This window comes from Streptosporangium sp. NPDC049046 (assembly GCF_040649155.1).
Classification (GTDB): Bacteria; Actinomycetota; Actinomycetes; order Streptosporangiales; family Streptosporangiaceae; genus Streptosporangium.
Map to the genome: position 1 here is coordinate 38239 of NZ_JBEZEZ010000002.1, position 11790 is coordinate 50028.

Sequence of the window (11790 nt, forward strand, 5' to 3'; positions counted from 1 at the left end):
AGCGACCTCGAATAAATGATACCCCTATCCACCGTAGACCCTATGGCGATGACCAAGGCAAGGCACCCTCAAAACATGCCTCCGGCGGGGGCGCTTCGGCTCCGGGATGATCAACGTTGCACGTCCGGAGAGCCGTAGATGGTTGAGGAGGGCCTGAGTTTCCCGCCTGCCACGTCCCAGGCAAGCCCAACATCCCGACGCCTCCGGATCAAGGCCGTCTGTGACCGTTGGCATCCAATGACCGAGGAACGTCTACCGGCTGACGTACACACGAAGACGGCCTTGATCCTCAGTCCCCGGGCTGTTGCCCCTCCGGGGTGGGACGAGGCAGACGGGAAGATCAGGCAGGTGAGGTGCGTGCGTCCGCACGGAGTTCTCAGGCCGTGCCCGTTGCGTGCCCGTCAGGAGGGTGAACAAGGGGGAATCACGGGGACTCAAGGGCAAGGCAAAACCATCTCTGACCTGGAACGCAGCAGCTCACAGGGTCGCGTACCGAGATCTTGTAAACTGTAGGTCAGGGGTTCGATTCCCCTCGTCGGCTCGTGACAAAGGGCCAGGTCAACCGGCATCCGGTGACCTGGCCCTTTGATCGTTAAGCGGACTTTTTGCCTTTTCGTGCCACCCGCGTGCCCCTGGTCTTCTTCGTGGCCGTCTTGCGTGCTACTTCGAGTGCCTTCCCGGGGCCTCCACGATGGCCGTGGCGCGGTCCTGACCTGTGGCAGGATCGCGGGATGCTGCAACTCACCGATTTCATCATCGACTGTCCGGACACGATGAAGCTGGCAGCCTTCTATTCTGAGGTGACAGGCCGCCCGATCAAGGAAGACAGCGACGAGAACTGGGCCGGCATCAAGTTCGGCGAGGTCGAGCTGGCCTTCATCCGGGTGGACGACTACCGCGCTCCGCAGTGGCCCGACAGCGAGCACCCCAAGCAGTTCCACCTCGACTTCGAAGTGGACGAGATCGAGTCCGAGCAGCGCCGCGTCCTCGACCTCGGCGCGACGCTGCGGCAGGACTTCATCGGCCCCAACGGCTATGGCTGGCGGGTCTACACCGACCCGATCGGCCACCCCTTCTGCCTGTGCCGCAACAAGGGCGTCGTCTGGACCGACCAGGGCCTGGTCTGACCCTGGCCATGGGGCAGCCATCACAGCTGTACAGGTCGCGATCGCGCGGTGGCTGATCACCGAAGCGGTTGACGGTGATCAGCCACCGCGCGATCGATGTCGGTGGTCTGTTGACGTGACCTTCCACCGGTCAAGGGGATCGGCTACGTGGACGACGTCCGGTGGTCGCTCGTGTGCCGGGCGGATGTCCCGGACGGCGGGGTCTCCTCCTGGTCGAAGGTGATCACGATGTATCTGCCGTTGGCGTAGCTGACCACGGGCCGCTGGAGCATGTCACCCGCGTGGCGGGCGACCCCCTGCCACAACTCCACCATCTCTGGAGTGTCGGCGGTTATCCTGAACCGCCCGTTGGTGACGAGGTTCTGAACGACCAGGGAAGTGAAGTTCGCCTCGGCCCGGGCTCTCTCCTCTGAGTCGAGGGGGGTACGCCGGGGCACGAGGTGAGGGCCGGGAGGGTGAATCATCGAATACCTCCAGCGTGGCCGCCGATGACGGCCGCGAGACCGTAGGCGATCACGTCGGGGGGCGCGACCCGGGGACGGGTGCGGTCGCCACGCTCATCGCGATGCCCACCAAGATCCCGGCGATCCCGACGAGCGCTGCCAGGTCGGCGTCGGCGGGATTCGTCCCTCGGCTCACGGTCTCACCTTAAAGCGCGAGGCGTGGAACGCGCCGCGCGATCGCCACCGCACTTCTTCATGGCCGTCTTGGGCGTCTCGCCCAGAACCTCTGTGATGACCCTGTCGCGGTGGTGGCCGACGCGCTGGTAGATCGGCCCGAGCGGAAGAACGCCATCGGACGGTGGCGAGAATCGGGCTGCCCGCGCATCGCGCCCAGCCGCCCCACCGCACAGAGCCCTATGACTGCCCGCGGTGGAAGATGCAGGTCATCTGGGTGACGGAGTCCGCGTACACGCTCTCCGACACGTGACTGAGCGCCCACCCCTCACGTTCGATCCCCTCGATCAGATCGGCCGCCTCAGGGCTTGAGGAAGCCCCGGAACCGCTGTAGTCGATCCGAAGGCGGGACACGAAGACCTTGCGTCCTTCCGCGTGCGCCTGCCGAGCCTGCTCGACGGTCTCGGTGATTTCCTGTCCCTTGTCCTTGGATTTAAAGAAGCTCATGATCGTCCGACTCCTTCACGAGAGCTGCCCCAGCGGGGTCACCAAGGAATGCAACGACCTCGTGTGCGAGTGGGTTCCGCCGGAGGTCGACGATCAGGCCTCAGGCTTGGGAGTGATCACTCGGGTGCGAAGGTGGTGCCGATTCTCGCTAAAGGCCGGTTATGCGATCACGGGGTGGGTGTTCGGTAGCGTGCCGGGTGGCAATCGGTCGGCGAGTGTTGGAGTGGGGTTGGGAATCGGCCAGACGGGTCCTCGGGCCGGGCAGCGCATGACCCGATGGCTCCTTGAGACCGGCCTTCTGGAGTTGGTCAGCCTCGGGCTGTTCCTCTGGATGTACCTCTACCCGGGACAGCGGCTGTGGGCGGGGGACGGCTGGCCCTATGCGCCGGCCGGGATGCTCACGCTGGGGGTCGTCCTGGTCGAGGGCGGCGTCTACTGGCTCGTCAAGTTCTGGCTGTTGAGCGGTCGCCGTACCAGGCGCGGCAGCCCTGAGATCCGGCTTCGTGGCCTTCAGGCGTTGTACGTCTTCAACGTCGTGCTTCTGCTGGTGTTTCCCGTCGTGCTGTCCGTCGGCATCGTCGTACGCGGGGTCGGGAAGGACCTGCCAGGTCTGTTGCTCGGGGTCGGGCTGTATGTGTTCGCGGTCGGCGAGTTCGTTCACTACTTCCTGTGGAAGATCAATATGCGGTCGGCGGAGCGGGCGTCGGCACGTCGCGGTTCCCGGAGGATTCCCGCTCGGTTCCTGCGTGAGCTTCGGCGGGCGCGGGCGGACGTCCAGCGGTCGCGAAACCTCGGAGTCGGGAATCGACGCTCACTCTGAAACGGCCGGTTTGAGCAGGCCGGTCTCGTAGGCCGCCGCGACCGCGGCCGCCCGGTCGTTGACGCCGAGTTTGGCGAAGATGTGCAGCAGATGCGTCTTCACCGTCGCCTCGGTGATGAACAGTTTCGCGGCCACCTCGCGGTTGGTCGCGCCACGGGTGATGAGGCCGAGCACCTCGGTCTCCCTGCGGCTCAGCACCCGTTGCCTCGGGGTGCGCACCCTGTGCGCCAGCACGCCGGCCACCGAGGGGGACAGCACCGTCTCGCCGCGGGCCGCCGCCCGTACGGCGTCACGCAACTCGGCACGCGGAGTGTCCTTGAGCAGGTAACCGGTGGCGCCCTGCTCGATCGCGGGCAGGACGTCGGCGTCGTCGTCGAAGGTGGTCAGGACCAGCACGTGGACGCCGGGCGTCTGTTCACGCAACCGGCGGATGATCTCGGCACCGCTCATCTTCGGCATACGCAGGTCCATGAGCACGACATCGGGGCTCGTCCGCAGCGCGACGGCGAGGGCCTCCGGTCCGTCGGCCGCCTCGCCGACGACCTCGAAGGCGTCGTCGCCGGTGAAGATCCCGCGCAGCCCGTCGCGGACGACGGGGTGGTCATCGACGATGATCATACGAATCGGCATGTCTCAGACCGCGTTTCCGTGGTTTCCGTGGTTTCCGTGGTTTCGGTGGTGGCCGAACGAGCCGGGGCCCGCGTCGGCGTCCGTGTTTGCGTCCGCGCCGGCGTCCGTGTCGGCGGGAGGAATGGCGGGGACGGTCGCCGAGATGCCCGTTCCCTGGCCGGGGGCCGTCTCGATCACGAACTCACCGGCCAGCCGGGTGACTCGCTGGCGCATCGCGATGAGGCCGAAACCGCCTGGGAGCGAACCGTCCGCCGTTCCCGGGGTGAAGCCGCATCCGTCGTCGCGCACGTCCAGCACCACGACATCCTCCATGTACGACAGGGTGAGTCCGACCCGGGTGGCCGAGGCGGCGTGTCGCGAAACGTTGGCCAGCGCCTCCTGCGCCACCCGCAGCAAGGTGGTCTCCACCTCCGCGTGCAGCGGCCGGGGGTCTCCGGTGACCGACACGGAGGCGGGTTTGCCGGTGGTTCGTGACCATTTGGTGGTGACATCGTGAAGGGCGGTGGCGAGCTGAGCCTCGTCCAGCGGTGCCGGGCGCAACCCCTGGACCGATCGCCGTGCCTCGTTCAGGCTCTCCCTGGCCAGAGTGCGTGCCGTGTGCAGGCGCGCGCGGACGGCCGGTATGTCGTCGAGCGCGTCGTCGGCGGCTTCGAGCTGGGTGAGGATGCCGGTCAGGCCCTGCGCGATGGTGTCGTGGATCTCCCTCGCCATCCGCTGCCGCTCCCCGAGCACGCCGGCCTCACGAGCGCTGGTCAGGAGCCGGGCCTGCAGGTCCGCGTTCTCCTCCGCGACCGCGGCGAGTGCGGCGCCGGTCTTCCTCAACTGAAGGATCATCGCTTTGCGCTGGTCGTTCTGGTCGGAGACGATCCGAATCAGCAGGCCGATCGCGGAGGCGACCAGCGTCGCGACGAGGAAGGCGTAGAGCATCTCGGCCGGGGAGCGTCCGGGGCGAGGGGTGACGGTGACCAGCACACCGGCCGTCGCGGCCACACCCGCGTACGCCCACCTGCCGGGCAGCAGGGTGAAGGCCTGGATGAACGCCCCCACGCCTGTCACCGTGAACATCGTGTCGATTCCGATCAACGTCCCGATGACGGCGAGCGTCACGGCGAAGTAGACGGCCATCGCGATCGGCCGTTCGGTCCAGGCGGGGTGCGAGGTCACCATGAACCAGTGCCAGGCTCCGGCGAGCACCGCGAGTGCCAGCACCTCCGGCCTCCAGTCCCGCAGCAGGGAGAAGACCGTCGGAAGCAGCAGGAACACGTACGGCAGGGCGAGCCGGGCGTGATCCCAGCGTGAGGTGTCGAGGTCGGCGCCGGTCACCACCGGAAGGCCCTGACGGCGATGCCGCCGGCGACGACGGCGGTCGCCACCATGAGCCCCAGGGTGACCGGGGCGATCGCATCGCCCTCCCACGCGGCGCGGATCGCCTCGACCACGGGGGCCATCGGGGTGAGGTCGCCGATGGCGCGCATCGGGCCGGACATGGTCTCCCGGGGGATCATGGCGCCGGAGAGGAAGACCATCGGGAAGAACACGCTCAGCCCGATCACGGTCGCGGCGCGGCCGTTCGGGACGAGAGCGCCGATGAAGAGGCCGATGGCGCCGAGGCTCAGCGCGCCGAGTGTCCAGGCCAGCAGGAAGCCCGTGGTGTCGGCCGGCGCCGACAGTCCGAGAACGGCCAGTCCGATGGCGATCAACAACACCGTTCCGATCGCGGCCACCAGCGTGTGAGCGGCCCACTGGGCACCGAACAGCATCGCGGGTGAGGCGGGAGTGGCGCGCAGCCGCTTCAGGACGCGGCGTTCCCTGTACTGCGCCAGCGTGGCAGGGAGGACGACCAGCCCGGCCAGTCCGATGACGAAGACGCTCAGCATCGGCACCGTGGCGTCGATGACCGGCAGCCCGCCGGGAAGGGGCTTGCCGGTACGCGTCTTGACCCACAGCATGATCGCTGGGAAGACGAGGGCGAAGAACCCCGACATCGGATCACGCACGATCAGTTTGAGTTCGACCGCGATGACTCGCGTGATGCCTTTCACGTCGTCTCCCCTCGGGTCAGGGCGAAGTACGCGTTCTCCAGCGAATCGGAGCGCCCCTTCGCGATCAGTTCGTGTGGGCCGCCCTCGGCGACGACGCGACCCCGGTCGATGATCGCGATGCGGTCGCACAGGGCCTCGGCCTCGTCCATGAAATGGGTGACGAGAACGACGGTGACCCCGCGCTCGCGCATGTCGCGGATCAGGCCCCAGGTCATCCGGCGGGCGGAGGGGTCCAGGCCCGTGGTCAGCTCGTCGAGGAAGACGACCTCCGGGTTGCCGACCAGGGCCAGCGCGATGAACAGCCGCTGTTTCCAGCCGCCGGACAGCCCCGCGAAGCGGGTGCTCCTCTTGTCCGCCAGTCCCCACTCGTCCATGAGTTTCCGCCAGTCGGCGGGCCTGTCGTAGAAAGAGGCGTACATCCGCAGCGCCTCACCGACCTTGATCGCGTCGGGCAGGGCGGCCTCCTGCAGTTGGACGCCGACGCGTTGCAGCAGCGCGCGCCGATCGTCTTGGGGGTCCAGCCCCAGTACGCGCAGGGTGCCGCCGTCCCGTCGCCGCAGTCCCGACGCGCATTCCACGGTCGTGGTCTTTCCCGCTCCGTTGGGGCCGGCGATTCCGAAGATCTCCCCGTGCTCCACCTTCAGGGAGAGGCCGTCCACCGCCTTGCCGTCCCGGTAGCTCTTCCTCAGGCCGTCGATCTCGATGACTGTCATGTTCCGAGAATCATCGGTGGACGGCCCCTTCGGAATCCACCGGATGGTTGATGGGGCAAGGCGGAGGAAACGGGGGCTTAACTCCCCGGACGGTCTCTCGTGTCGGCGGATTGGGGAGGCAACCCTGGAGATTCGCCCCGTACTGGCGCCCCTTTGTCACATACTGAGACGCTAGATAAGCGGAGAGTGACCGACGAGGGGCGCGGCGGTGACAGTAACGATCCTCCAGCGAGTCCGCACGGGGCGGGGTGGCTGTGACATCACGAGCATGGAGCGGGGCGGCCACGGCGTCACGAGTGTGGAGCGGGGTGGCCATGACATCACGAGCGAGGAGGCGCTTCGGTCCGACATCGACGTCACCGTGATCGTTCCCCTGCACAACTGCGGTCCCTATCTCGACAGATGCCTGACGTCGCTGCTGATCCAGCGCGTCGCCCTGGAGGTGGTCGTCGTCGACGACGGTTCCACCGACGGCGGTGTCGCGCTGCTCGACCTCTACGCCTCCTGCCACCGCGGTGTGATCCGCGTCGTCAGGCAGGAGGCGTCGGGCGGCGCCGGGCGCCCGCGCAACGTCGGACTCTCCCACGCGCGCGGCAGATACGTCTTCTTCTGCGACGCGGACGACTACCTCGGCCCTCAGGCGCTGGAGCGGATGCTCGCGATGGCCGACCGCAACGGTTCCGACATCGTGCTCGGGAAGATCGTCGGGCATGACCGCAAGGTGCCGATCTCGATGTTCAAGGAGAACGCCGAGCGGGTGCCGCTCGGCGACAGCGCGGTCTACAACAGCTTGAGCTGCTTCAAGCTGTTCCGCAGGGAGATGCTGGAGCGGCACGCCATCCGTTTCGACGAGACGCTCCTGGTGGGGGAGGACGTCGTCTTCACCACCCACGCCTACTGCCACGCGGAGGTGATCTCGGTGGTCGCCGACTACGACTGCTACCACCTGGTCGCCCGGCCGGACGGCACCAGCATCATGCAGCGGCCGGGGAGCCGCGATCCGGTCTCCTGGCTGCGGATGATCAAACGGCCGGTCGAGCTGATGCTCGCCCACGTGCGTCCGGGAGACCTCCGCGACCACCTCCTGCGGCGTCATTTCCGGATGGACGCCTTCGGTAACCTCGGCAGGCCCTTCCTGGACGCCGGGGAGGTCGCGCGCAAGGAGATCGTCGCCGAGGTGGCCGACATGTGCGAGCGGTGGCTGACCGACGGGGTCCGCGAGCGGCTCCCGGCGATCGACCGGAGTCGGATCGCCGCCCTGCAGGACATCGACCGCCTGGTGCGGCTGGCGCACATCGAGTCGGCCTCGGTCCGCCGGGAGCTCACCGCGCTGCGTTGGGAGCGGGAACGGGAGGGGCGGCTGGCGATCTCGGGCAAGGTGGCGCTGAGCACGCTGGAGCGTTATGGCCGCCCGGAGATCACCGGCGGGGATCTCGCCCTGGTGCTGCGGCGCCGGCACACGGGTGTCGGCCCCTGTGACGAGGTCGTGGTTCCGGTGGACGGCGACTGCGCGGGGTTCACCGGGACCGTCGACGTCACCACCCTGTCCTCCGGCATCTGGGACGTCCACGTGAGTGTCGTCTTCGAGGGGGTGCCCCGGCTCGCGCGTCTGGGCACCGAAGGGGAGGGGCCGATCGCGCCGCCCGCGCCTCGCGTGGTGGGCGATGTCGTCGCCGTCGTCGCCCTTCCGTACTTCACCCACCCGTACGGCAACCTCAGCCTCGACATCGGCGGGCACGTGGTCTCGGTGCCGGGGAGCGTGCGGCTGGTGCGCGCCCGCTGGGCCGCCGGGCACCGGCTGGTGCTCGACGGTGAGGTCAGCGTGGGCACGGATGCTCCGGCGGCGGACGCGGTGCGCTTTCTGGTCTGGCGGGAGCGGGAGTCGAGCCGGGAGCGGCGCGAGCCGGTCACGGTCGGCGAGGGCGGCGCGTTCACGGCCTCCCAGGCGATGGGGCGACTGGGGCCCGGCACCTGGGACGCCTACCTGGAGCTCGACCTGGGTGGGCCGCCCGCGCGCTTCAGGATCGAGGCGGTGCCCGAGGCGATCGAGCATCCGCGCACGTGGTGGCGTGGCGCGGTCAGGTGGAGTGTCAGGCCCTACGCCACGGCGGGGAAGGGCAGGCTCAGCACGGTGGTTCGAACCCTCGGCCCCAGAACTTTCATCAGACGTATCGTGCGTTAATGCCACCTTCTTGCAACTACAAGCCCATGGCCTAAAGTTAGGGGCAAATCCGCATTTCGGAGGCTTGTAGTGCACGTACCCGATGGCTTTTTCAACGCCGCCGTCTCGGTGTCGGCGGGGGCGGTGGCCGCCGCCGGTGTGGCCGTGTGCCTGCGCGGCGCCCGTCGCGAACTCGACGACCGCACCGCTCCGATGGCCGGACTGGTCGCCGCCTTCGTCTTCGCGGTCCAGATGCTCAACTTCCCGGTCGCCGCGGGGACCAGCGGGCACCTTCTCGGTGGTGCGCTGGCCGCGATACTCGTCGGTCCCTACACGGCGGTGTTGTGTGTGGCCGTCGTCCTCCTGGTGCAGGCGTTCTTCTTCGCGGACGGCGGGCTGACCGCGCTGGGCGTCAACATCACCCTGATGGGCCTCGTCGCCGTGCTGGTCGGGTGGGGTGTCTTCCTCCTGATCACCCGGAGCGTGCGGAACAGGGGCGTCGTGGTGGCGGCCTCGTTCGTCGCGGCGCTGCTCTCGGTGCCCGCCTCGGCGCTCGCGTTCACCCTGCTGTTCTGGATCGGCGGCACCGCGCCCATCGAGATCGGCACGGTCGCCGCGGCGATGGGCGGCGTGCACCTGCTCATCGGCGTGGGGGAGGGCCTGATCACCGCGGTCACCGTCAGCACCGTGCTCGCGATCCGGCCCGACCTGGTCTACGGCGCCCGCGGAATCGTCGCGCCGCTGGTCCTGCGTGGCGCGGACGGCGACGTGATCGTCACCCCCGGATCCCCCGGATCCCAGGGGGCTCAGGCGCCGGTCGCCGCCCGCCGTCCCGGCTGGTTCCTGCCCGCGGGAATCGCGGTGGCGGCGCTGCTGGCGGGCGTCGTCAGCTTCTACGCCTCCTCCTCGCCCGACGGCCTGGAGTGGGTCGCCGAGGACAAGGGCTTCAGCGACCAGGCGACCGACCACTCGCTGGGTGAGCAGCCGCTCGCCGACTACGGGGACGTGGGCGGCATCCCGGTGGGTGTGGCGGGAGTGATCGGCGTCGGGGTGACGCTCGCCGTCGGCGGTGGGGTGTTCTACGCCGTGCGCCGCCGGGGCGACCACGGTGACGGCACCGGTTTCGACGACAGCGACAAGAAGGTGTCCGCCTAGTGGGATCGGGCCACCACCACCAGCTCCACCGGCCGGGCGACACGCTCGTGCACCGGCTGCCGCCCCAGTGCAAGCTGGCGGCGGTGGCCGGGTTCGCCGTGGTGGTGGTCGCCACCCCGCGCGAGTGGTTCTGGGCCTTCGGGTTGTACGCCGCGCTCCTGGCCGTCGTGGCGGCCCTCGCCCGGATCCCGGCCGGGTTCGTGCTGCGGCGGATGGTGGTCGAGGTCCCGTTCGTGGTGTTCGCGCTGGCCATCCCGTTCATCGGGTTCGGCGAGAGGGTGACCCTCATGGGACTCTCGCTCAGCGTCGCCGGCCTGTGGGCCGCCTGGAACATCCTGGCCAAGGCGACCCTGGGCGTGGTCGCGAGCGTGCTGCTCGCGGCCACCACCGAGCCACGGCTGATACTGCTGGGCGCCCAGCGTCTGAGGCTGCCGCCGCTGCTGGTGCAGATCGCGATGTTCATGCTCCGCTACATGGACGTGATCCTGGACGAGATGCGCCGGATGCGGGTGGCGAGGGAGTCGCGCGGGTTCGTGGCCAGGGACGTGCGGCACATCCCGGTGATCGCCAGATCGGCGGGGGCGCTGTTCATCCGCTCGTACGAGCGGGGCGAGCGGGTGCACCTCGCGATGCTCAGCCGGGGCTACACCGGTGTGATGCCGGTGATCCAGGACCTCTCGGCCGCCTCGCGGCAGTGGCTCGTCGCCGGTATGTTGCCGGGTGCGGCACTCGCCGTGTTACTCGGGAGCTGGGGGTTCGTGTGACAGTGCCGTCCTCGCGGCCCGTGCCGGCCTCGTCCCCGCCGCCCGCGCCGCTCTCGCTGGAGGTGAGCCGCCTGGCGTACGCGTACCCGGACGGCACGCAGGCGTTGTTCGGTGTGGACCTTCGGGTGGAGCGCGGTGAGCGGGTCGCGCTGCTCGGGCCGAACGGCGCGGGCAAGACCACGCTGGTGATGCACCTCAACGGCATCCTGACCGCCGGGCACGGCACGGTGGCCGTGGCGGGACTGCCGGTCGGCAAGGAGTCGCTCAGGGAGATCCGCAGGCGGGTCGGGCTCGTCTTTCAGGACCCCGACGACCAGCTCTTCATGCCGACCGTCCGGGAGGACGTGGCCTTCGGCCCGGCCAACATGGGCGTCGCGGGTGAGGAACTGGAGCGGAGGGTCAAGGACGCGCTGGAGCGTGTGGGCATGCTGGAGACGATCGACAGGCCACCGCACCACCTGTCGTTCGGCCAGCGCCGCCGGGTCGCGGTGGCGACGGTGCTGGCGATGGAGCCGGAGATCCTGGTGCTCGACGAGCCCTCCTCCAACCTGGATCCGGCCTCCCGGCGCGAGCTGGCCGAGATCCTGCGAGGGCTCGACGTGACCGTCCTGATGGTCACCCACGATCTGCCGTACGCGCTGGAGTTGTGCGAACGCTCGCTCATCCTCTCCGGGGGCGTGATCGCCGCGGACGGGCCGACCCGTGAGATCCTCGCCGACGCGAGCCTCCTCGCCGCCCACCGGCTCGAACTGCCGTACGGTTTCGCCGCCCCCTGACGGCGGCACCTCCGGTCGTGGGGCTCGTGCCATACGAACTTCCTGTGAACAATCGCGCATGACCTCGCGTGCAGTGCGGGCGAAGTAAAGTGGATCTGCCCTTCGGGCGCGAGGAGGACTGATGAAGCTACGGCTGGCTCGCCGCGCCGTCGGTGACGCCGTGGTGGTGGCTGTCGAGGGCGAGCTCGACCTGTTCACCGCTCCCTTCCTGCGAGACGAGGTCCGCGACGCGATCAAGCTGGATGGCGCGCGCCTCGTCCTCGATCTCACCGCCCTGTCCTTCATGGACTCCAGCGGCCTGTCCGTGCTGATCGAGGCATGGCGGCTGGCCACGGGCGAGGGCGGCGGGGTCTGCCTGGCGGCACCCCAGCCTCCGGTGGCCCGGATCCTCCGCACGACGGGCCTCGACCGGCGGATCAAGGTCTATCCCGACGTGAGCAGCGCCGTCGGGGAGATCTAGCGTCGGCGAGTTTTACCC

14 protein-coding genes are annotated in these 11790 nt (G+C 68.8%); 7 read left to right on the top strand and 7 right to left on the bottom strand.

The window, feature by feature from the left end; translation table 11 throughout:
* The first annotated feature begins 731 nt into the window (after window positions 1-731).
* Window positions 732-1127: a VOC family protein gene (locus tag AB0B96_RS02560; RefSeq protein WP_362503217.1), complete on the top strand. Its 396-nt coding sequence runs from the start codon at window positions 732-734 to the stop codon at window positions 1125-1127.
* 143 nt (window positions 1128-1270) lie between these two features.
* Here the strand turns inward: AB0B96_RS02560 and AB0B96_RS02565 are convergent, their stop codons facing one another.
* From AB0B96_RS02565 to AB0B96_RS02575, 3 genes are all read right to left on the bottom strand, one after another.
* Window positions 1271-1591: a hypothetical protein gene (locus AB0B96_RS02565; RefSeq protein ID WP_362895889.1), complete on the bottom strand. Its 321-nt coding sequence runs from the start codon at window positions 1589-1591 to the stop codon at window positions 1271-1273.
* Window positions 1592-1640: 49 nt separating this feature from the next.
* Entirely contained in the window at window positions 1641-1766 is a 126-nt protein-coding gene (locus tag AB0B96_RS02570) for a hypothetical protein (RefSeq protein WP_362895891.1), read from the bottom strand.
* A gap of 218 nt (window positions 1767-1984) precedes the next feature.
* Window positions 1985-2251: a hypothetical protein gene (locus tag AB0B96_RS02575; protein WP_362895893.1), complete on the bottom strand. Its 267-nt coding sequence runs from the start codon at window positions 2249-2251 to the stop codon at window positions 1985-1987.
* 268 nt (window positions 2252-2519) lie between these two features.
* Here AB0B96_RS02575 and AB0B96_RS02580 point away from each other — a divergent pair, with 268 nt between their 5' ends.
* The gene (locus tag AB0B96_RS02580; RefSeq protein WP_362895895.1) at window positions 2520-3071 is read left to right on the top strand and encodes a hypothetical protein; all 552 of its coding nucleotides are present in this window, start codon (window positions 2520-2522) and stop codon (window positions 3069-3071) included.
* Here AB0B96_RS02580 and AB0B96_RS02585 read toward each other — a convergent pair.
* Genes AB0B96_RS02585 through AB0B96_RS02600 form a run of 4 tightly spaced genes read right to left on the bottom strand, consistent with a single transcriptional unit; the run spans window position 3063 to window position 6456 of the window.
* Window positions 3063-3689: a response regulator transcription factor gene (locus AB0B96_RS02585; RefSeq protein WP_362895897.1), complete on the bottom strand. Its 627-nt coding sequence runs from the start codon at window positions 3687-3689 to the stop codon at window positions 3063-3065. The two genes, AB0B96_RS02580 and AB0B96_RS02585, sit on opposite strands and share 9 nt — an antisense overlap.
* Window positions 3690-3704: 15 nt before the next feature.
* A complete protein-coding gene (locus AB0B96_RS02590; protein WP_362895899.1) occupies window positions 3705-5024 on the bottom strand; it encodes a sensor histidine kinase in 1320 nt (439 codons plus the stop codon).
* Window positions 5021-5743, bottom strand: coding sequence for an ABC transporter permease (locus AB0B96_RS02595; RefSeq protein ID WP_362895903.1), 723 nt, complete (start codon window positions 5741-5743; stop codon window positions 5021-5023). Before AB0B96_RS02595 ends, AB0B96_RS02590 begins: the two co-directional genes overlap by 4 nt.
* A complete protein-coding gene (locus tag AB0B96_RS02600; protein WP_362895905.1) occupies window positions 5740-6456 on the bottom strand; it encodes an ABC transporter ATP-binding protein in 717 nt (238 codons plus the stop codon). The genes AB0B96_RS02595 and AB0B96_RS02600 overlap by 4 nt, the downstream gene beginning before the upstream one ends.
* 208 nt (window positions 6457-6664) lie before the next feature.
* On the opposite strand from AB0B96_RS02600, the gene AB0B96_RS02605 reads away from it, so the two are divergent.
* From AB0B96_RS02605 to AB0B96_RS02625, 5 genes are all read left to right on the top strand, one after another.
* Window positions 6665-8638, top strand: a complete 1974-nt coding sequence (locus AB0B96_RS02605) for a glycosyltransferase family 2 protein (RefSeq protein WP_362895907.1) — start codon at window positions 6665-6667, stop codon at window positions 8636-8638.
* A 69-nt stretch (window positions 8639-8707) separates the two neighbouring features.
* Window positions 8708-9772 (top strand): energy-coupling factor ABC transporter permease, encoded by a 1065-nt coding sequence (locus tag AB0B96_RS02610; RefSeq protein WP_362895909.1) that lies wholly within the window; start codon window positions 8708-8710, stop codon window positions 9770-9772.
* The gene (gene cbiQ / locus AB0B96_RS02615) at window positions 9772-10536 is read left to right on the top strand and encodes a cobalt ECF transporter T component CbiQ (RefSeq protein WP_362895911.1); all 765 of its coding nucleotides are present in this window, start codon (window positions 9772-9774) and stop codon (window positions 10534-10536) included. The genes AB0B96_RS02610 and cbiQ overlap by 1 nt, the downstream gene beginning before the upstream one ends.
* The gene (locus tag AB0B96_RS02620) at window positions 10533-11312 is read left to right on the top strand and encodes an ABC transporter ATP-binding protein (RefSeq protein WP_350943202.1); all 780 of its coding nucleotides are present in this window, start codon (window positions 10533-10535) and stop codon (window positions 11310-11312) included. The genes cbiQ and AB0B96_RS02620 overlap by 4 nt, the downstream gene beginning before the upstream one ends.
* Before the next feature lie 121 nt (window positions 11313-11433).
* Window positions 11434-11772, top strand: a complete 339-nt coding sequence (locus AB0B96_RS02625; protein WP_350943203.1) for an STAS domain-containing protein — start codon at window positions 11434-11436, stop codon at window positions 11770-11772.
* The last annotated feature ends 18 nt before the right edge of the window (window positions 11773-11790 follow it).

Coding starts and splice junctions, on each gene's coding strand:
- AB0B96_RS02560 (WP_362503217.1), top strand. CDS start 732: ATGCTGCAACTCACCGATTTCATCATCGACTGTCCGGACACGATGAAG.
- AB0B96_RS02600 (WP_362895905.1), bottom strand. CDS start 6,456: ATGACAGTCATCGAGATCGACGGCCTGAGGAAGAGCTACCGGGACGGC.
- AB0B96_RS02575 (WP_362895893.1), bottom strand. CDS start 2,251: ATGAGCTTCTTTAAATCCAAGGACAAGGGACAGGAAATCACCGAGACC.
- AB0B96_RS02625 (WP_350943203.1), top strand. CDS start 11,434: ATGAAGCTACGGCTGGCTCGCCGCGCCGTCGGTGACGCCGTGGTGGTG.
- AB0B96_RS02580 (WP_362895895.1), top strand. CDS start 2,520: ATGACCCGATGGCTCCTTGAGACCGGCCTTCTGGAGTTGGTCAGCCTC.
- AB0B96_RS02565 (WP_362895889.1), bottom strand. CDS start 1,591: ATGATTCACCCTCCCGGCCCTCACCTCGTGCCCCGGCGTACCCCCCTC.
- AB0B96_RS02585 (WP_362895897.1), bottom strand. CDS start 3,689: ATGATCATCGTCGATGACCACCCCGTCGTCCGCGACGGGCTGCGCGGG.